This window comes from Staphylococcus sp. GDY8P85P (assembly GCF_017892405.1).
Taxonomy (GTDB): Bacteria; Bacillota; Bacilli; order Staphylococcales; family Staphylococcaceae; genus Staphylococcus; species Staphylococcus borealis.
Genome location: NZ_JAESLA010000017.1, coordinates 44,955 through 64,778, shown reverse-complemented (window position 1 = coordinate 64,778; position 19,824 = coordinate 44,955). Strand labels below are relative to the sequence as shown.

19 protein-coding genes and 1 pseudogene are annotated in these 19,824 nt (G+C 34.9%); 15 read left to right on the top strand and 5 right to left on the bottom strand.

Annotated features, from left to right (window positions below; genetic code table 11):
- The first annotated feature begins 58 nt into the window (after positions 1-58).
- Entirely contained in the window at positions 59-2,125 is a 2,067-nt protein-coding gene (gene ptsG, locus KA828_RS04180) for a glucose-specific PTS transporter subunit IIBC (RefSeq protein ID WP_070854744.1), read from the top strand.
- Positions 2,126-2,187: 62 nt separating this feature from the next.
- Here the strand turns inward: ptsG and KA828_RS04175 are convergent, their stop codons facing one another.
- Together KA828_RS04175 and KA828_RS04170 are read right to left on the bottom strand one after the other, a co-directional pair.
- Positions 2,188-2,745 (bottom strand): LysE family translocator, encoded by a 558-nt coding sequence (locus tag KA828_RS04175; protein WP_245336037.1) that lies wholly within the window; start codon positions 2,743-2,745, stop codon positions 2,188-2,190.
- A 205-nt stretch (positions 2,746-2,950) separates the two neighbouring features.
- A complete protein-coding gene (locus KA828_RS04170) occupies positions 2,951-4,003 on the bottom strand; it encodes a zinc-dependent alcohol dehydrogenase family protein (RefSeq protein WP_210125479.1) in 1,053 nt (350 codons plus the stop codon).
- Between the two features lie 201 nt (positions 4,004-4,204).
- Here KA828_RS04170 and KA828_RS04165 point away from each other — a divergent pair, with 201 nt between their 5' ends.
- Together KA828_RS04165 and KA828_RS04160 are read left to right on the top strand one after the other, a co-directional pair.
- Positions 4,205-4,609, top strand: coding sequence for an acyl-CoA thioesterase (locus KA828_RS04165; RefSeq protein ID WP_053028834.1), 405 nt, complete (start codon positions 4,205-4,207; stop codon positions 4,607-4,609).
- Positions 4,610-4,629: 20 nt separating this feature from the next.
- The gene (locus tag KA828_RS04160; RefSeq protein ID WP_053028833.1) at positions 4,630-4,986 is read left to right on the top strand and encodes a thioredoxin family protein; all 357 of its coding nucleotides are present in this window, start codon (positions 4,630-4,632) and stop codon (positions 4,984-4,986) included.
- A 28-nt stretch (positions 4,987-5,014) separates the two neighbouring features.
- Here the strand turns inward: KA828_RS04160 and KA828_RS04155 are convergent, their stop codons facing one another.
- Positions 5,015-5,974, bottom strand: coding sequence for an L-lactate dehydrogenase (locus KA828_RS04155; protein WP_210125478.1), 960 nt, complete (start codon positions 5,972-5,974; stop codon positions 5,015-5,017).
- 163 nt (positions 5,975-6,137) lie between these two features.
- Here KA828_RS04155 and KA828_RS04150 point away from each other — a divergent pair, with 163 nt between their 5' ends.
- Positions 6,138-7,109 carry an alpha/beta hydrolase fold domain-containing protein gene (locus KA828_RS04150; RefSeq protein WP_075108170.1) on the top strand — a complete coding sequence of 324 codons (972 nt, stop codon included), beginning with the start codon at positions 6,138-6,140 and terminating at the stop codon, positions 7,107-7,109.
- Between the two features lie 108 nt (positions 7,110-7,217).
- On the opposite strand, the gene KA828_RS04145 is transcribed toward KA828_RS04150, so the two are convergent.
- Positions 7,218-8,132, bottom strand: a complete 915-nt coding sequence (locus tag KA828_RS04145; protein WP_245336036.1) for an EamA family transporter — start codon at positions 8,130-8,132, stop codon at positions 7,218-7,220.
- Between the two features lie 114 nt (positions 8,133-8,246).
- Here KA828_RS04145 and KA828_RS04140 point away from each other — a divergent pair, with 114 nt between their 5' ends.
- Complete coding sequence (locus tag KA828_RS04140; RefSeq protein ID WP_075108168.1) at positions 8,247-9,131, top strand: AraC family transcriptional regulator; 885 nt, start codon at positions 8,247-8,249, stop codon at positions 9,129-9,131.
- 17 nt (positions 9,132-9,148) lie between these two features.
- On the opposite strand, the gene KA828_RS04135 is transcribed toward KA828_RS04140, so the two are convergent.
- A complete protein-coding gene (locus tag KA828_RS04135) occupies positions 9,149-9,469 on the bottom strand; it encodes a hypothetical protein (RefSeq protein WP_210125477.1) in 321 nt (106 codons plus the stop codon).
- A 427-nt stretch (positions 9,470-9,896) separates the two neighbouring features.
- On the opposite strand from KA828_RS04135, the gene pgsB reads away from it, so the two are divergent.
- The 10 genes and pseudogenes from pgsB to KA828_RS13105 all read left to right on the top strand — a co-directional run.
- Positions 9,897-11,054 (top strand): poly-gamma-glutamate synthase PgsB, encoded by a 1,158-nt coding sequence (gene pgsB, locus KA828_RS04130; protein WP_210125476.1) that lies wholly within the window; start codon positions 9,897-9,899, stop codon positions 11,052-11,054.
- A gap of 1 nt (position 11,055) precedes the next feature.
- Complete coding sequence (gene pgsC / locus KA828_RS04125; RefSeq protein WP_075108165.1) at positions 11,056-11,508, top strand: poly-gamma-glutamate biosynthesis protein PgsC; 453 nt, start codon at positions 11,056-11,058, stop codon at positions 11,506-11,508.
- A gap of 23 nt (positions 11,509-11,531) precedes the next feature.
- Positions 11,532-12,605 carry a CapA family protein gene (locus KA828_RS04120; RefSeq protein ID WP_210125475.1) on the top strand — a complete coding sequence of 358 codons (1,074 nt, stop codon included), beginning with the start codon at positions 11,532-11,534 and terminating at the stop codon, positions 12,603-12,605.
- Entirely contained in the window at positions 12,595-12,756 is a 162-nt protein-coding gene (locus KA828_RS04115) for a hypothetical protein (RefSeq protein ID WP_174841346.1), read from the top strand. Before KA828_RS04120 ends, KA828_RS04115 begins: the two co-directional genes overlap by 11 nt.
- A gap of 1 nt (position 12,757) precedes the next feature.
- On the top strand, positions 12,758-14,353 hold the full coding sequence (locus KA828_RS04110) for a gamma-glutamyltransferase (RefSeq protein ID WP_210125474.1): 1,596 nt from the start codon (positions 12,758-12,760) through the stop codon (positions 14,351-14,353).
- Between the two features lie 362 nt (positions 14,354-14,715).
- Positions 14,716-16,209, top strand: coding sequence for a xylulokinase (gene xylB, locus KA828_RS04105; RefSeq protein WP_210125473.1), 1,494 nt, complete (start codon positions 14,716-14,718; stop codon positions 16,207-16,209).
- A 519-nt stretch (positions 16,210-16,728) separates the two neighbouring features.
- Positions 16,729-17,775 carry a PTS sugar transporter subunit IIC gene (locus KA828_RS04100; RefSeq protein ID WP_075108161.1) on the top strand — a complete coding sequence of 349 codons (1,047 nt, stop codon included), beginning with the start codon at positions 16,729-16,731 and terminating at the stop codon, positions 17,773-17,775.
- A gap of 2 nt (positions 17,776-17,777) precedes the next feature.
- Complete coding sequence (locus tag KA828_RS04095) at positions 17,778-18,464, top strand: L-serine ammonia-lyase, iron-sulfur-dependent, subunit beta (RefSeq protein ID WP_210125472.1); 687 nt, start codon at positions 17,778-17,780, stop codon at positions 18,462-18,464.
- 13 nt (positions 18,465-18,477) lie between these two features.
- Positions 18,478-19,374, top strand: coding sequence for an L-serine ammonia-lyase, iron-sulfur-dependent, subunit alpha (sdaAA, locus tag KA828_RS04090; RefSeq protein WP_053028816.1), 897 nt, complete (start codon positions 18,478-18,480; stop codon positions 19,372-19,374).
- Between the two features lie 179 nt (positions 19,375-19,553).
- A pseudogene (locus KA828_RS13105) lies at positions 19,554-19,721 on the top strand (hypothetical protein); the annotation flags it as partial.
- Positions 19,722-19,824 lie beyond the last annotated feature (103 nt).

Below are 19,824 nucleotides of genomic sequence, written 5' to 3'. Positions count from 1 at the left end.
TGCTTATGTCTTTTTTTATGTTATCGTGTTCAAATTTAGGTAGAAGGGAATAAGGATTATGTTTAAGAAATTTTTCGGTCAATTGCAACGTATCGGTAAGGCCTTAATGTTACCAGTTGCAATTTTACCAGCTGCCGGGATTTTATTAGCGTTCGGTAATGCGATGCACAACGAACAACTTGTTAGCATTGCACCGTGGCTAAAAATGGACGTCTTCGTGATGATTTCATCTGTTATGGAAGCGGCTGGACAAATTATATTTGATAACTTGCCATTGCTATTTGCAGTTGGTACAGCACTTGGATTAGCTGGTGGAGACGGTGTTGCCGCTTTAGCAGCTTTAGTAGGTTACTTAATTATGAATGCCACTATGGGACAAATTATGCATATCACAATTGATGATATTTATAGTTACGCTAATGGTGCTAAAGAACTAAGTCAAGCTGATAAATTACCAGCATATGCCTTAATTTTAGGTGTTCCAACACTTCAAACGGGTGTGTTCGGCGGTATCATTATGGGGGCACTTGCTGCTTGGTGTTATAACAAATACTACAATATTACATTACCACCATTCTTGGGATTCTTTGCAGGTAAACGTTTCGTGCCAATCGTGACATCAGTAGTTGCAATCATTACAGGTATTGCATTATGTTTCGTTTGGCCACCAATCCAAGAAGGGTTAAATAGCTTATCAAACTTCTTATTGAATAAGAACTTAACATTAACAACATTTATCTTTGGTATTATTGAGCGTTCATTAATTCCATTCGGATTACATCATATTTTCTATGCGCCGTTCTGGTTCGAGTTCGGACAATATACAAACCATGCAGGTGAACTCGTTCGCGGTGACCAACGTATTTGGATGGCTCAATTGAAAGATGGCGTACCATTCACAGCAGGTGCATTTACTACTGGTAAATATCCATTTATGATGTTCGGTTTACCAGCTGCTGCATTAGCAATCTATAAAAATGCACGCCCTGAACGTAAAAAAGTAGTTGGTGGTTTAATGTTATCAGCTGCTTTAACATCATTCTTAACTGGTATTACAGAACCATTAGAATTCTCATTCTTATTCGTAGCACCATTATTATATGTTATTCATGTATTTTTAGCAGGATCATCATTCTTAATCATGCACTTACTTGATGTTAAGATTGGTATGACTTTCTCTGGTGGATTTATCGACTATATTCTTTATGGTTTATTAAACTGGGATCGTACGCATGCGTTATTAGTTATTCCAGTTGGTTTAGTCTATGCAGTTGTTTACTACTTCTTATTTAGCTTTGCAATTAAGAAATTCAATCTTAAAACGCCTGGCCGCGAAGATGAAGAACAAGAAATTCGTAACTCAAGTGTAGCAAGATTACCATTTGATGTATTAGACGCAATGGGCGGTAAAGAAAATATCAAACATTTAGATGCTTGTATCACACGTCTTCGTGTTGAAGTAAATGATAAATCTAAAGTCGATGTACAAGGTTTGAAAGCGTTAGGTGCTTCAGGTGTGCTTGAAGTAGGTAATAATATGCAAGCAATCTTCGGTCCGAAATCAGATCAAATTAAACATGATATGTCACTTATCATGAAAGGTGAAATCACTAAACCAAGTGAAACAACGGTTACTGAAGAAACATCAGATGAACCTATAAACGTGGAAGAAATTAAAGAGACAGAAATCTATGCACCAGGAACTGGACACATTATTCCATTATCAGAAGTACCTGATAAAGTATTCTCAGAAAAAATGATGGGTGACGGTGTTGGATTTGTACCTGAAAAAGGAGAAATCGTAGCACCATTTGATGGTACAGTTAAAACTATCTTCCCAACGAAACACGCAATCGGATTAGAATCTGAATCTGGTGTAGAAGTACTTATTCATATTGGTATTGATACAGTGAAATTAAACGGTGAAGGTTTCGAAAGTCTTGTAAATGCTGACGAATCAGTTACACAAGGTCAACCTTTAATGAAAATCAACTTAGCATACTTAAAAGAACATGCACCAAGTACAGTCACACCAATCATTATTACAAACTTGGGAGATAAAACGTTAACAGTAGAAGATGTTGAATCAGTAGACCCAGGTAAAGCAATTATGAAAATTAAATAATATTGAAATAAACCTCTTGTCAGAAATAATGACAGGAGGTTTATTTTAATCGGGAAAATGAACTACCAAAGTTCTACAGCACTATAAAGTAATAAAACTGTGATAACGACATTAATGATTTTATAATGTTGTTGATAGATTCGATTCATCATTTGGCCTAAAAGGCTCCATACGATTGCGCCAGTAATACCGATGACAATAAGTAAAATTGAGCGTACAAAAGTAGAATTCCAAGCATCAGGTAATGTGAATGTTGTTAAACCAGTTAAAAAATATAACATCGCTTTAACATTCGTAGCTTGAATGAGTATACCTTTGAGTATAGGGCGATCTAATGCTTCTTTCGCACTATCTGGCTTTGAAATCAATACATGATACGCAAGATATAATAAATAAAGCGTACCGATAATCTTCATAATGATAATAAAGCTATGGTTATGTTTTAGTGGCTCTGAAAATAATAAAGCAATTGCTAGTGTAAATAAAATACCTATGAACACACCCAAATTAAAAGGTAAGGCGCTTATGAAGCCTTTACGTTGACCTTCGGACATCGCCATGATGGTGTTAGGCCCAGGTGTGAATGACATGGTAGTAATAAACAGTAAGTAAGAGAACAACGACCATCTCTCCCTCGAAAAGTTGAATAAATCCATTTTAACACCAATTGAAATAAAAAATGAGATTAAATTTAGATAATTCTGATATTTGTGATTGGATTCTATGTAAAAAAGACCTTTAACCAATGACTATGCATTTTGAAATCAATGCTTAGAATGGTTAAAGGTCTTATAGAAATTAATAATATAAAGTGATGATTAAGGATTATTGTGTTATATCATTCTCGATAAGTAATTTAATCGCTTTATGATCTGTAGCATTTCTAAACAAATCATAGGCATGTGCAATATCACTTAACTTACTATAATGTGTAACCAATTGTTCAGGTTGGATAATTTTACTTTTCAAAGCTTCTAACAGTTCTTCAGTTGTATTTGCAGACACAAGTCCTGTTGTTACGTTAATATTCTTAATCCATAATTTATCGATATCGAATTGAACCGGTAAACCGTGGACACCTACGTTAGCAATTGTGCCATCGACGCCAATTAATTTTTGACATAAATCGAATGTTTGCGGAATACCGACTGCTTCTATTGCTACGTCTACACCACGATGATTCAGTGATTTGACTTGCGCAATAGCTTCTTCCACATTGCTAGAATTAACAGTATGCGTTGCACCTAATTCTTTCGCAGTTTGTAAACGATTATCATCCAAATCAATCATAATGATTTTAGAAGGTGAGTAAAATTGTGCAGTTAATAAAGCAGCTAATCCGACTGGTCCAGCTCCCACAATTGCAACCGTACTACCCGGTTTCACTTTCCCTTTTAATACACCAATTTCATATCCAGTAGGTAATATGTCGGATAACATGACTAATGCTTCGTCAGGTAAAGCGTCTGGTGCATGGTATAAAGAGTTATCTGCGAAAGGAACTTTAACATATTCGGCTTGTGTACCGTCAATTAAATGACCTAAAATCCAACCACCATCATTTTCACAATGCGCATAGATGCCTTTTTTACAGTAATAACATTTGCCACATGAAGAAATACAAGACACGATAACTTTGTCGCCAACTTTAAAATTGTTGACACTTGAACCAACAGATTCAACAATACCAATACCTTCATGACCTAATGTTGTATTTGCAGGTACTTCAGGTGTATCACCTTTAATAATATGTAAATCCGTACCACAAATCGTCGTTTTGACCATTCTGATAATAGCATCTGTACTTTCAGTTACAACCGGCTTCTCTTTGTCAATGAGTTTTGCGATACCGGGCTTTTCATAAATATAAGCTTTCAAATGAATCATCCTCCTGTTAATTGTGAATTATTTCACAATAATTATAACATGTTAATTTAGTTATGCATTTAATAAAAATAATATATAATAAAATTGACATATATAATTGTACCATCATGAGATGTATAGTTAAATTAGATGAAAAATGCATTTAATCGTCGTAAAATATAATTGAAAGATGATTTAAAGGAGATTATATTTATGGAAAATGAAGGCTTATTAGTAGCTGAAAAAGAGATCGAAGTAAATAATTACGACATTGATGCGATGGGTATCGTGAGTAATATTGTATATATTCGCTGGTTTGAAGATTTACGTACGATATTCATTAATAACTACATGACCTTCTCAGAAATGATGAAGCAACATATATCGCCAATATTAATGAAAACAGAAATAGAATACAAAGTTCCGATAACGATACATGATAAGCCAGTAGGACGATGCTGGTTTGTTCAAGGTGGAAGAATGAAATGGGTATTTAAATTTGAAATTTCTTCCGGAGATAAAGTGCATTGTATTGGATATCAAACGGGTGGTTTCTTTGATTTAGAACGTCAAAGAATAACTAAGATGCCAGAAGTATTTCAAGATTTATTAAAATAAGTAAAAGTGTGGGTGAGAAAATGACGAAGCATTTGAGTACTATTGAAGCTTTTCATCAATTTATTAAAGATCATCAACTAGTAGTTGTTCATGTAATGCGAAATCATTGTTCGGTATGCCATGCGGTGTTACCACAAATTGAGGATATTGTAGCTACTTATCCTCATGCAGAACTTGCCATTATAAACCAATCAGATATCGAAGCAATTGCAGGTGAGTTATCTATATTTACTGTGCCTGTAGATTTAATTTTTATGGATGGTAAAGAAATGCATCGTCAAGCACGTTTTATAGATATGCAACGTTTCGAACACCAATTGGATTTAATGTATGATAGCTGTTTTGGAACAGGGGATGGAACTTTGAATTCAAATTGAATTCTGTCCCTATCCCATGTGTCCGTTCTTATTTACTCATACGTTGAATGATATCATCGGCACGTTGTTGATAGGTTGCTATTACTTGGGCTGATTGATGTAATTGTGCGTGTTCATCTTCGGATAAAGCGAATTCAAAGACTTTATCTGCTCCGTTACCATTAATGATTGTTGGCACACCTATATAGACATCGGTAAGTCCATACTCGCCTTCTAAATAGCTTGATATATTCATGATGATATGTTTATTGAATAGAATCGCCTCTACAATTCGAACTAAACTAAGCGATATGCCGAAGTTGGTCGTGCCTTTTCGAACATAAATATCATAACCGACCTGCGTTGTCTGTTCTGCTATGGATGCTTTAAACGCTTCAATATTTGTATCAGATGGCAATAAATCTAGGATGGATTCACCTGCAATTTGAGCATGTGACCATACTGCGACTTGCGAATCTCCATGTTCGCCAATAATGGGCGCATATACTTGATTTGGTGCAACATTAAACGCGCGACTTAAGAAGAATTGGAAACGAGCCGTATCTAAAGAGGTGCCTGACCCAATGATTTTATTTTTAGGGAAATTTGAGACGTGTTTAACGACATAGCTCATAATATCTACAGGATTAGAAGGTAATACAAAGTAACCATCAAAACCACTATCGACAATACGTTGAACCATTGGAACAAAGATATCGACATTATCTTCTAATAATTTAAGTCGTGTTTCTCCTTTAGCAAGTTTCGCGCTTGCACAGATCACCACAATATCTGCATCTTTACAATCCTCGTACTGTCCTACATGTACATTAACGAAGTGATCACCAAATGGCGTAGCATGATTCAAATCCCATACATCCGCTTTAGCTTTATCCTCGTCAATATCAATAATTGCCAATTCGTCGACTAATCCTTTAGCTACAACTGCGTGGGCAAACGCAGAACCTACATAACCACTACCTATAAGAACGATTTTATGACGTGACATCAATGCTTGCCTCCTCTTTTAAATTGAAAATTCAGATAATTGATATAAGGATAGCACGTTTGACTTAAATTGAAAATATTGTTTGATATTCTTAGTGTTAATTACTAAATGATTTGGAATTTAAGGTTTATAATATATAAATGTATAGGAGGTCATCAAGACGATGAAAAAAAGTGTATTAACAGTAGCAACATCTGCGATATTAGGTACATTAGCATTTATTAAAGTAAAAGAAAAACGTAGTTATAAGAGTTATATAACTGAAAAGTATATACGAATGTCTGGTATGAAAAAAACATTTGAGAATGAGGCAGATGCTAAAAAAGCATTAGAAGAAACTAAAGCTATTACGGCCGGTAAATATGGTGGCACAAGTTATGAATTTAAACATGATGTTCGAACAAAAAGTTGGAATGGCTGTGTGACATATATTGTGAATGATCAATGTAACCATCAACAAAAAGTGGTGTTATATATTCATGGTGGTGCGTGGTTCCAAGATCCGTTAGAAAACCATTTTAATTTTATCGATGAACTTGCAGGACAACTTGATGCGAAGGTCATTATGCCAATTTATCCTAAAGTGCCTCATCGTGATTACCGCACGACATTTGAATTATTAAAGCTCATTTATGATAAGCAGGTTGCCAAAGTTGAACATACAGATCAACTCATTATTATGGGAGACTCAGCAGGTGGACAAATCGCATTATCATTTGCAGAATATTTAAAAGCAGAAACGACGTTGCCTCAACCGGGTCATATCGTAATGCTATCACCAGTGTTAGATGGTACGATGCGCAATCCAGATGCTAAAACATATGAACGCATCGATCCTATGTTGGGGATAGAAGGTAGTCAATACTTCATCAAATTATGGGCAGGTCAATTACCAATTGAAGATTATAGAATTTCTCCGATTAATGGTGATTTAGAAGGATTAGGACGATTATCCATCTTTATCGGTACCAAAGAAACGTTATATCCAGATGCCTTAAAATTATCTAAAATGTTGAATGCGAAAGGCATTGAACATGATTTTATACCAGGATATAATTTATTCCACATTTATCCGATTTTCCCATTACCAGAAAGACAGAAATTCTTTACACAACTTAAATCTATTATTCTATAAAAGAAAGCGCCTAGGACGAAATGAATCACTGCGTGGTCAAATCAATGCATCGTAAATGCTATCCCACTTGTGTTAATCATGGTAAACGTCTTAGGCGCTTTTCATTGGTTATATCTCTTCAGGTTGTTTCTTAAGCGATAACATTAAAATTAAGATCAGAATTAATACAATGCCAACCACTTGTATCGATTGAAACGTAACATCAAGCCATAAGGCACTTGTTACAACTGCAATGACTGGTTCGATGGTACCTAATAATGTTGTCTCTTTAGGCGATAGATATTTGAGACTATCGATAAATAAATAGAATGCTAAAGCAGTCCCAGCAATAATACCAAATATCAAATAAACGATTGTAGATGCACTCATAGTATTAAAGCTAACATCCCAAATAGGTTGTTTAAAGTTCATGGCACAACCAGAAATGATCATTGCCCATCCAACGATTAAAATAGATGGGAACTTGTCAAGCAAACCTGTGGCATAGATCGTGTAAAACGCAAGTGCTAAACCTGCGATAATGCCCCAGAATAAACTTGTAGGAGATACAACTAAATGAGAAATCGATCCATTTGTTAAAAGTAAAAATGTTCCAATTAATGTCATTGCAATGGCTAAAATATCAAATGGACGGAATACATCGAGACCACGTATAACGAACCAAATGATGATATACACAGGTGCAATGTATTGTAAAAGGGTAGCTACAGCAACATTACCAGTTGCGATCGATGCCATATAAGCGTATTGAACAAATAGCATACCGATTAAACTATAAATAAGCAAACTAACGATTGTTCTAGGATTTCGAAAAACAATAAAAATAGATTGTTTAGGGCGTCGTATTTTATAAAGACTTAATAAGAAGACGCCGCTGATTAATAGGCGTGCAGTGACATACCAATCAACATCTAAACCGCGTTGGTTGAACAGTAAATCCGAAACTGTTCCGCCTAATCCCCACAAAGTAGCACCTATAATTGCAAATAACACACCTTTTAGTCTATGTTGTGTGTGATTCATACAATGCACCTCCATCTGTATTTTGTTTTATTATAAATCTCATAATATAATGTTTATGAAATGGATAATACTCAAATAATGAGTAAAAGTATCAAAATATTGAGGTGATTACAGATGACGTCTGAAATGACTGTTAATGCAAATTTGGAAGAAAAGATTAATTATCCTGATCGTCGTTGGCCACATGTTATTTTACATACGACGCTAAATAAGACATTACTCGGCTATATACCGCTACATTGGCATTATGCATTACAATTTATGTATGTGACAGATGGGATAATTCAGGTGAAGTTAGCAGAAAATACACTAGTGATTCATGAGGGTGAAGGATTATTTATTAACTCCAACGTTGTACATGAAATTCATGATGTAGATGAAGGGGCACGTTTTTATTGCTGGAATATTGGATTACCTAATGTTACAGAATATATTAACTTTACGTATGTCAGTCATATTGTAGATCAAGCGCAGTCTATTCCGTTTATTAAATTAAGTCCAAATGATGAAGAGAGCATTCATTTATTGAAACGGATTGAGAAAGTAGGGCAAATTTATATAGCTCAAAAAGGTTATTTTCAACTACAAATTCTTAGTGAATTTTATCAATGTTTAAATCACCTGTTAAATATCTTTGATCAGTATCAACAAGTCACTCAATATTTCTTTGATCCAAGAGTGAAGCAATGTATTCAATACTTACAAAATCATTATTATAAAAAAGTTAAACTTAGCGAATTAAGTCGTATGGTTCATATGAGTGAGGCGGAAACAATCAAGTTATTTAAACGATTTGCAGGAGACACACCATTGAACTTTTTACAAAACTATCGCCTAGAGCAAAGTGCAAAGCAGCTGATGTATCATCATCGAAATGTGACTGAAGTAGCGATGGATTGTGGTTTTTCAACAACAAGTTATTTTATACAAAGTTTTAAACATAAATATTCGCTTACACCGAAGCAATTCCAAATCAAATATGCGAAACACTTAAAATAAAGTAGGTGCAATGTTCATCAATCAGATGAATGTGCGCCTACTTTTTCGGTATCTGTATTTAAAATTGTATCATTTGAATTTAAAGTCATTTCTTCTTTCGCAACATCATCACGCGTTGCAGATGCTTTGTTTAACTTCGTATCATCAATGCCTTCGTTAGAATCTTTAGTAACACGATTAATGTGTTGATGGTCTGTGTCTAAAACTGAATTACTCATATCGTTTCCTTGTAAGCTACCTACAAGAATAAATACTAAATAGCTTGAACAAACGAATAATACCATTGCTAAATAGATGCCAATTGCTATTTTCACAGGTTTAGTCAAAGGTTTACCCATCAGTATCCTCCTAAAGTTGTATCTTTATTTACCTTTAAAGTAACATCAGAATTTTAATTTAATGTAAATATGGCGTAAATATTTAATGATTTATCAGATAATACATATTAAATATTAAATTTAGAAAAATATTTTTAAAATTAGTCTTTATTTGTAATTTTAAAATATTGAATATTTCTAAAAAAATTAATCTTTGTTAATATAATTTTACATTAGATTTACAATATTAAAACTGACTAAATACGTAAATGATAGCATACCCTTATTAGAAGTAATAATTCGTTTAAAATGTTCATGATAAAAAAGACGTTTTATTAATTAACAACTTCTATAGAAAGTGTTGAAACATCACTTTTGATATACATATTAACGCAATACGTATTTAGACAACTTAATATTAAAAACAATCAAAGAGAGGGACTATACTGTGATTCTCATTATAATTTGTATCGCATTGATTTTATGGCTCGGTATTAAAGAGAAAAAGCGTCATACAAATCGACTTAATAAGATTCCGATTAGAATCAACATTAACGGTATTCGAGGTAAATCAACTATCACTAGAATGATTTATAGCATTCTAAGAGAGGATCATTATCATGTGATAGGTAAAACGACAGGAACAGATGCCCGAATGTTATATTGGTTTACTGACAAAGAATATCCAGTCATTAGGAAACCCCAAGGTGCTAATATTGGGGAGCAACGTGACATCGTGCGCAAAGTGGTTAAACAAAGAGCCGAGGCGCTAGTGAACGAATGTATGGCAGTTAATCCAGATTATCAGATTACCTTTCAACAGGATTTAGTCAAAGCCAATATTGGCGTTATCGTCAATGTTATGGAAGACCACATGGATGTGCTTGGACCTACGCTTCAAGATGTTGCACAAGCGTTTACTGCAACAATTCCATACAAAGGGACATTAGTTGTGATGAAAGACGATTATACTAAATTTTTCGCAAAAGAAGCTAAAAAACGAAAAACGAAGTTAATCGTTGTCGATAAAGATAAAATTCCTGAATCCTATTTAAGAAAGTTCCCTTATCTTGTCTTTCCAGATAACGTTGCAATCGCATTAGGCGTTGCGCAAGCTGTTGGGATAGATAAGGATACTGCATTAAGAGGTATGTTAAATGCACCACCAGATCCTGGCGCAGTAGAAATTAAATATTTTAATGCAAATCGCACACGAAATGTATTTGTTAATGCATTTGCTGCCAATGAACCACAATCGACTAAAGCGATTTTGAACAAAGTTGAATCTTACAACTATCCATATACAAAAAAAGTAGTTATTTTAAATTGTCGTTCAGACAGGGTAGATAGAACACGTCAATTTGTTGAGAACTTTATTGACGATGTAGACTTTGACACACTGATTTGTACCGGTAAAAGTACGCAAATGGTGACAGACTTAATGCAACACTTACCTGACAAAAAATATCTTAATTTTGAAAACCGTGAGTTTCTAGAAATTGAAAAAGCCATCATGCAAGAATCACACAATGCACTCATTTTCTGTGTAGGTAATATTCATGGTCCAGGTGGTAGAATAGCAGAATTTATAGAAGGGATAGAATAAAATGATAGGTTCAGAATTATACTTCTCCCTATTTGTCGGTATCGTATTAAGTTTAATATTTGCCGAGAAATTTGGGATTAATCCAGCAGGGCTCGTTGTACCAGGCTATTTAGCACTTATATTTGATCAACCCATCATGTTGTTATCTGTGTTAGTCATTAGTTGTTTAACATTTTTCATCGTTACATATGGTATTAGTAGATGGGTTATTTTGTACGGAAGAAGAAAATTTGCGGCGATGATTTTAACTGGGATGGTTCTTAAATTCCTATTCGACTTGATTTATCCATTGACGCCATTTGAAATGGTTCAAGTGTCTGGTATTGGTGTCGTTATTCCAGGAATCATTGCGAATACAATTCAAAAACAAGGTGTCGTGATTACGTTGTCAACAACGATGTTACTTACTTGTATCACATATATCATCTTATTCTTATATAGCTTTATTAATTAATCGCGAGCAAGGAGCGCAGAGTAATGAAAAAGAAAAAACGGTTATCAGCGAGCGAATGGTTACTTAAGCAATCTAAACGACACAAACGCCTTAACTTCATTTATACACTTATCGTTTTAATTGTTGCACTTGTACTTCTGGTATTCGCTATTAGAGCTGTGAAAGTTGAGCCAGTTGAGGCTATGCCAAGCTCAGGTAATGATTATATTCGTAGTACATATTTAGGTAATATCACATTGAATAAACATTTTAGACAAATGGATCTTAACGATGTGTTTAATGGCTTGAAACAACCGCTTCAACACAGTGACTTCTCAACGGCGTCACTCTTAGTAAGCCACTTCTCAAATGATCCGAAAACGAATATTAAGAAGAATATTGAGAATATTATGTTCTTGAAAAAGCAAAATATTAAAAGTGTCAATTTAATCAATAACACGATTGATAATGTGCAAGCCCAAGATTTGAGTAAACAAGTAGAAGCACAAACCGATTATAACTTTATGACTGGTAACGGTTCGAATCCAATTAACAGTAAAACGGTACAACAAACGGTAAAAGGTAAAAAAATAGCCAATGTGTCATTTACGGATGTAGGTTCGAATTATGAAGATCCACTTAAAAATACAACATCTATTAGTTTAGATCCTAAAATCTTTGTTCCGCTGATCAAAAATTTAAAGGAAAATAATGATTTAGTTGTTGTTAACGTGGATTGGGGTATTACGAATGAACGTAGTGTAACGGATCGTCAAAAAGAGTATGCGCATGCTTTAGTGCAATCTGGCGCAGATGTCATCATCGGCCATAATTCGGTCGTTCAAAAAGTTGAAAAATATAAAAATGCGAGTATCTTTTATAGTTTAGGTAATTTAACGTCAGATTCATTCCTATCTAAAAATCAAAAAGGGATGGTCGTTCAACACGATTGGAATGGACAACATCATAAATTCAGCATTACGCCAGTACGTGGTGCAGATGGCAAGATAACAAAAGACAACATGAACAAGATAGAGGCACAACGTTATTACAATAATATTAACGACAAATCAATTCACCTTAAAAAGGAGAATGGAGGATATACCTTTGAATATTAAAAAGCATTGGTTAGGTATTGTAACAACGCTCATTATAATTGCAATTCTGTTAATGGTAACGTTTGCCAAAGCGAACGAAGGCCTTGATAATTTTGAGAAAAATGAATTAAAAGATGCAACGGAGCAATATTTATCTAAAGGGGCCAGTTAGTATGAATATTTATAGTAAAGTGACATTATCAGTCATTTTAGTTATCACCATTTTGATATCCTTTGTCTTTTACTATTTCAATAAAGAAGACAATCCTGATAAAGATACACTATTCGAAAATAAAATTGCAGATCATAAATCCTCTGGCAGTAGTAAAAAATATGGTGTAGCATCAAATAACCCTATTGCCACACGTGTCGGAAATAAAATTATTGAAGATGGTGGTAATGCAGTAGATGCGGCTGTAGGTGTTTCCTATGCATTAGCAGTAACAGAACCACACTCATCAGGATTAGGTGGCGGTGGTGCCACACTTACATACAATGGTAATGATGGTGAAGAACCTAAGATGTATGAATATAAAACATTGTCTTCTTATAATTATAAGAAAGGCGATGAAATTGGTACGCCAGGATTTGTTAGGGGTATGCATGATATGCATCAACGTGAAGGTAAAATGGACGAGAAGAAAATATTCAGTTATATTGTGCCATTAGCCGAAGATGGTTTCGAAGTGGATTCAGAATTGGAACGTAGTTTAAAAATATATGGATCAGATATCGACCGTAACTCTCCATTCTTTAAAGGAAAACGTACGGTACGTGAAGGTGATGTGGTGAAACAACCTGCATTAGCTAAAACAATTAAAGGTATTAGAGATAAAGGGCCTGACTATTTTTATAAAGACATCGCCAAAAGTATATATAAACAAGTCGATAGTGAATTAACTGAAAAAGACTTTTCAACATTTAAAACTGAAGAAAAACGACCTGTATCAACCAAATATTTCAATAACACAATCTACTCTGCTTCAAACCCTTTAGGTGGTGCTTTAATGTTACAAGGATTGAAAATTGATGAAAGCGCCAATTCGAGCAATGATAGAGCAGATTACATTAATGGTATTGTTAAATCACGTGATGTAATGTATCGAAATAGGGATATCGTTAATGGTCAAGAAGCAAATAGTGATTCACATTTATTAGAAGACTATTTATTAGATAACTTAAATAATGTGAACAGTGGTGGCAATGAAACGAACAGTGACTTTGATACATCACTTGATACTACGAGTACAACGCATTTCGTAGTAATTGATAAGAACGGTAAAGTCGCTAGTACAACGAATACATTATCTAGTTTCTTTGGCGCAGGTAAATTTATGAAGCAAGGTTTCTATATGAACAACTCGTTAACAAACTTCTCAAGTGATCCGAATAGTCCAAACTATGGTGATAAACATAAAGCACCACGTTCATATACGTCACCATCGATTGTTGTCGGACCAGATTTCTATATGGGTATTGGTACACCAGGCGGAAACAAAATCCCTACGATTTTAAACGAAGTACTTATCGACTACCTTAGAGGAAATGGTACGTTACAAGAATCTATTGATAAACCACGTTTCTATAATGATGGTGGTACGATTTATTATGAAAATGCAACGAGCGATGAAGATATTAATATCTTCAAGAGTATGGGCTACGGTGTTCAAGAAAAACGTAATGACGCTAACTTTGGTAGTGTTCAAGGCGCCATTTATAATAAAAATGATCAAACGGTTGAAATTGGCCAAGATGTGGGTAATAGATAATAGTGATCTATTAGAAATAGCATCGTAAGCAATTGGTATCAAAACGTTTGATAGTTTAGTATCAATGTGCATGTGTTGGCTAAACTGAGAAGCAATGTATATCTATATCAACATAATCGATATTTAGTCATTCTTATGGGGGTGGAACAATGAATTCAAAGTGGATTCTGTTCCACCCTTGCTTTATTTTTTATTGAAAAAGATTTGAAATCTTAGTTTACTATTGAAAATATCATCAGAATCGATATGATAAATATAAAGGTTTTGAATTTAATTTAAAATTTATATAAAATAAAAAGATATTGAATTGCTTACTTAATATGTAAGGGAATGTACGCTTACAATTGATTGATAAAGGTGGAATGGTTGTGGAAGACGTAGTATTAGGAATTGACTTGGGTACCAGTGCAGTTAAAATCATTGCGGTTAATCGACAGGGTGAAGTGATTGCTTCGACAAGTGAACCTTTAACCTTGATACAAAGCCGTGCTGGCTATAGTGAACAAGATCCAAATGAATGGTTTGAAGCGGTGAAACAAGGGATTAAACGTATAAATCAAGCACCTGAAATGGCAAATTATAGTGTTAAAGGACTATCATTTTCAGGGCAAATGCATGGCTTAGTGCCTCTAGATAGCAATTATCAACCAGTACGTCACGCGATTCTTTGGAATGACACACGCAACTCCGAACAATGTATGCAAATCAAAGACATATACGGAGAAAGATTAAATGGCAATCCAATACTTGAAGGGTTTACGTTACCTAAGATGCTTTGGATGAAAAAACATGAGCCATCATTGTGGGAACAAGTGAGTGTTTTTGTATTGCCTAAGGACTATGTGCGTTATTGTTTAACAGGCCAAATACATATGGAATATTCAGATGCGGCGAGTACACTATTATTAAGTCCAGAAACACATGATTGGACTAAAGATGTTGGTGAACGTTTAGGTATTGGGGATATTTATCCACCTTTAGTACGTTCGACAGAAGCGGTTGGCGAAGTACGCTCAGAACTACTGGAAACACTTGGTTTTAAATCACCTGTGAAAGTTTATGCTGGTGGGGGAGATAATGCCTGTGGCGCAATTGGAGCGGGTATCATCAATGGTAATGATACGCTTTGTAGTATCGGAACTTCTGGTGTTGTCCTTAATGTAGAAAGTGATGGTTATACTGAATACACTAACAATATCCATTTCTTTGATCATAGTGTGCCTCAAACATTTTATGCTATGGGTGTGACGTTAGCTGCGGGTTACAGTTTAAACTGGCTTAAACAAACCTTCTTTGAACAGGATAGCTTTGATGATATTGTTCAACAAGCCAGTACGTCAACCATTGGCGCGAACCATTTGCTATTTGCACCATATTTAGCAGGTGAACGTACACCACATGGAGATGCATTTATACGTGGCAGTTTTATTGGTATTAATGGTAGCCATAAGAAAGCGGATTTTGCGAGAGCAGTGCTAGAAGGTATTACGTTCTCATTATATGACTCTATACAATTAATGCGAGAAGCAGGTAAGACGATAACGCATATCACTTCAATCGGTGGCGGTGCCAAAAGTTCATTTTGGTTACAAATGCAAGCAGATATTTTCAATGCGACGATCAGAAAATTGAAACATGAAGAAGGGCCAAGTATGGGCGCGGCGATGATTGCAGCTTATGGATTGAACTGGTTTGACAGCTTTGATGCATGTGTTGAGAAATTTATTGATGTTGCTCAAACGTTTGAACCTGACGCTACTAGACACGCACAATACGAAGCATATTATAAAGTATACAAAGACATTTACCATCACACACATCAATTAACTGAAGCTTTATTAAAGATTGAAGATTAATCGTTCAAATCGGCAACTAGGTATGAACCTAATGAGCGTTAGCCTTTTAGGAGAGAACGCAATAAAAAGATGATAAGAAGCAATACTACAAGCCAAGCAAGTTGGGCGTGGAACAATGAATTCATAACAAATTCTGCTCCACGCCCGTTTATTGTGCTAAAAACTTAATAATTTAAATTTTACAATTTTTTCATTTGTGAGCAGTTTGTTATGTATCTATAAATTGACACGTTAAAGTGAATATATAACAAAATAAATGTGTACAATTTAACTAATTATTACAAATATTAGTGTTGCCTTGAAAAGGGTTACAAAGGTAGTTTTAGTGGTGTAAAATAACTAAAATTATTTAGATATTTTCAAAAGATTTCAAATTAAAAATATTTTATCCTCAAAAAGTCTCTTAATGTGATTTATTTCACAAATTTACATTTTTGTCACTGAATAAGTCTTGAAATCGTTTTCTAGAGGGTGTAGTATGACTATGGTTCTTAAATAAATTGAAAGAGGTTTTGGGGAATGAATATTATTTTAGGAGTGGGTACACTCGTATTAGTGCTTATCGTTATGACGCTATTCTTAAACTTCGCGCCATACGGTAAACAAGGACTACAAGCATTATCAGGAGCTGCTTGTGCGACTTTCTTACCACAAGCATTCCTAAGTTACGCTATTGGTGGCGTATTCCATATTGAATTTTTACAAACTATAGGAGACTTAGCAGGAAGCCTTGCAGGTGTTGCAGTTGGTATCTTAACGTGTTTGAAAATGGGTATCTCACCTGTATTTGCAGTTATTGTTGGTCTCGTATTACATGACTTTAAATTATTACCAGCATTTATCGCAGCGTACCTTATTTCATTCGGTATTAAATTTATCGAGAAAAAAGTACCAGAAGGCTTGGACTTAATTGCTGTGATTTTAATTGCTCCAGCAGTTGTATTTGGTTTAGCAACAGCTATTAGCCCAGGAGTTATGGCTGTATTACATCAAATCGGTGGCGCAGTTACATCAGTAGGAGACAGCAATCCATACGCATTAGCAGTTATTTTAGGATTAGTTATTCCTGTAACGGGTATGACACCACTAAGTTCAATGGTATTAACGAGTTTATTAGGACTAACTGGTATACCAATGGCTATCGGTGCATTAACATGTACAGGTTCATCATTTGTTAACTATGTATTATTCAGCAGACTTAATATTGGCGGAAGTAAATCAAAAGCATTCGCAGTGTTTGTTGAACCATTAACACAAATTGATTTAATTGCAAAATACCCTCTACAACTGTATGGTACAAACGCAATTATCGGTGTAGTAAACGCATGTATCGTAACATTTAGTGGACTTGTTATCGGTGTTAAAGGTATGGCAACACCAATTGCAGGTGCAATCGTGTTATTCGGATTTAACGATGCTACAAGATCAATTATCACAATCATTACAGTTGCAGTTGTAAGTGTTATCTTAGCATTTATCTTCAGTACATTAATTAAAAAATTCAACCTAATGGACATGAGTATTAAATTGCCTAGTAAACAGAAACAACCTAAGGAGAGTGTTTAATTATGGCTACTAAAAAAAGCTACGATTATCAAAGCGCATTTGATATTATTGGGCCTGTCATGATGGGACCTTCAAGTTCTCATACAGCAGGAGCAGTTAAAATTGGTAATGCTGCATATGCGGTATTAGGTGGCGTACAGCCAGATAAACTCACAATTCATTATTACGAATCCTTTGCTCAAACACATCAAGGACACGGTACGGATTTAGCCATCGTTGGTGGTGCAATGGGTTACAGCACTTTTGATAGTCGTATTAAAAGTTCATTAGCAATTGCTAAAGACCAAAATATCGAAGTGAACATTATTGAAGAAGAAGGCGACAGTATTGGTGAACATCCTAACTGTGCGTATCTTGTTGCAGAAGGTAATGGACGTCACATTGAAGTCATTGGGAATTCAATCGGTGGCGGTACAATTAAATTAAAACGCATTAGCGTAGAAGGTTTATACATTGATTTTAACTATGGTTTACCTATCTTAGAAATGGATGGGGCGGCAAATAAATCAGAAGTTAATCATTTTATCAATGATGTAAGTGAACTTGGTGCTGACATAAAAGAAGAAATGACACAAACGGGCGATAATTTCAGTTTAGCAGTATTACCACTAAACAAGGCATTATCTGAATCAACGTTAGATCAAATTAAAGAAAAATATAGTCACTTAAATATATCCTATATTAAATAGAGGGGGATTAAAGATGTTTGATTCAATTAGAGAAACAATAGACTACGCAGTCGAAAATAAAATGTCTTTCGCAGATATTATGATCCAAGAAGAGATGGAACTTTCAGGTAAAACACGTGACGAAGTTAGAGAAACAATGAAACAGAACTTAGACGTCATGAGAGATGCTGTAGTTAAAGGATCAACTGGCGAAGGCGTTAAAAGTGTAACAGGTTATACTGGTCAAGATGCGATTAAACTTGCTAAATATAATGAAAATAATCATGCTTTATCAGGCCATGAAATGGTTGAAGCAGTGAAAGGCGCAGTTGCTACTAACGAAGTAAACGCAGCAATGGGTATCATTTGTGCAACACCAACAGCTGGATCCTCCGGAACGATTCCGGGCGTATTATTTAAATTAGAAAAAACACATGACCTTACAGAAGAACAAATGATAGATTTCTTATTCGTTTCATCATTATTTGGCCGCGTTGTTGCTAATAACGCAAGTGTTGCAGGTGCTACAGGTGGCTGCCAAGCAGAAGTTGGTTCAGCTTCAGCAATGGCTGCAGCTGCTGCGGTATCCATCTTCGGTGGTGAACCTGAAGCATCTGGTCACGCAATGGCACTAGCAATCAGTAACTTACTTGGTCTAGTATGTGACCCAGTAGCTGGTTTAGTTGAAATTCCATGTGTAATGCGTAATGCAATTGGTTCTGGTAACGCATTAATCTCTGCTGACTTAGCATTAGCTGGTGTTGAAAGTAGAATTCCAGTGGATGAAGTTATCGAAGCAATGGATAAAGTAGGACGTGGCTTACCAGCTGAATTAAGAGAAACAGGACTTGGTGGTTTAGCAGGTACACCAACTGGTGAAGCAATCAAACGTAAAATCTTTGGTGAAGCAGAAGTGAATAGCTTCTCATAATCCCACCATAGTTATAAGTCATTCTTGAATGTCTGTGAGGCATTTGAGGATGGCTTTTTTATTTAATCATAGGTGTGTCATGTAAATGATTTAAAATTGCATATATTTATCAGAAAATTAAAAAAGTTATTGCAAAATTTCACCAATACAGATAAAATAACTCAAAAGGGGATGATGATATGCTAAGGTTATGTATCATCTTTTTTGTATTCGTGACCAACACAACTATCACACAATTATGGACTGTCGAGGGAACATGGGAGAATCTCTTACTACAATCAATGTCATTAAGTATGATTATTGTATTTCTATTTTATTATGTGGGTTTTGTGATTGCGGAGAAAAAGAGAAAACAAATAGAAACGTTATTTAAAAAAGAAATCTTTCACGAGAAAGAAGACCTTTTTGAAAAAGACGATAAAAGAAAAGTAAGTGAGTAAAAGGGGCTCA

Excerpts from the sequence above, each read along its gene's own strand:
- xylB (WP_210125473.1), top strand. The coding sequence starts at position 14,716 with ATGGTTGTGGAAGACGTAGTATTAGGAATTGACTTGGGTACCAGTGCA.
- KA828_RS04165 (WP_053028834.1), top strand. The coding sequence starts at position 4,205 with ATGGAAAATGAAGGCTTATTAGTAGCTGAAAAAGAGATCGAAGTAAAT.
- sdaAA (WP_053028816.1), top strand. The coding sequence starts at position 18,478 with ATGTTTGATTCAATTAGAGAAACAATAGACTACGCAGTCGAAAATAAA.
- KA828_RS04120 (WP_210125475.1), top strand. The coding sequence starts at position 11,532 with ATGAAAAAGAAAAAACGGTTATCAGCGAGCGAATGGTTACTTAAGCAA.
- KA828_RS04095 (WP_210125472.1), top strand. The coding sequence starts at position 17,778 with ATGGCTACTAAAAAAAGCTACGATTATCAAAGCGCATTTGATATTATT.
- KA828_RS04155 (WP_210125478.1), bottom strand. The coding sequence starts at position 5,974 with ATGTCACGTCATAAAATCGTTCTTATAGGTAGTGGTTATGTAGGTTCT.
- KA828_RS04150 (WP_075108170.1), top strand. The coding sequence starts at position 6,138 with ATGAAAAAAAGTGTATTAACAGTAGCAACATCTGCGATATTAGGTACA.
- KA828_RS04160 (WP_053028833.1), top strand. The coding sequence starts at position 4,630 with ATGACGAAGCATTTGAGTACTATTGAAGCTTTTCATCAATTTATTAAA.
- KA828_RS04145 (WP_245336036.1), bottom strand. The coding sequence starts at position 8,132 with ATGAATCACACACAACATAGACTAAAAGGTGTGTTATTTGCAATTATA.
- KA828_RS04135 (WP_210125477.1), bottom strand. The coding sequence starts at position 9,469 with ATGGGTAAACCTTTGACTAAACCTGTGAAAATAGCAATTGGCATCTAT.
- ptsG (WP_070854744.1), top strand. The coding sequence starts at position 59 with ATGTTTAAGAAATTTTTCGGTCAATTGCAACGTATCGGTAAGGCCTTA.
- KA828_RS04140 (WP_075108168.1), top strand. The coding sequence starts at position 8,247 with ATGACGTCTGAAATGACTGTTAATGCAAATTTGGAAGAAAAGATTAAT.
- pgsC (WP_075108165.1), top strand. The coding sequence starts at position 11,056 with ATGATAGGTTCAGAATTATACTTCTCCCTATTTGTCGGTATCGTATTA.
- KA828_RS04100 (WP_075108161.1), top strand. The coding sequence starts at position 16,729 with ATGAATATTATTTTAGGAGTGGGTACACTCGTATTAGTGCTTATCGTT.
- KA828_RS04110 (WP_210125474.1), top strand. The coding sequence starts at position 12,758 with ATGAATATTTATAGTAAAGTGACATTATCAGTCATTTTAGTTATCACC.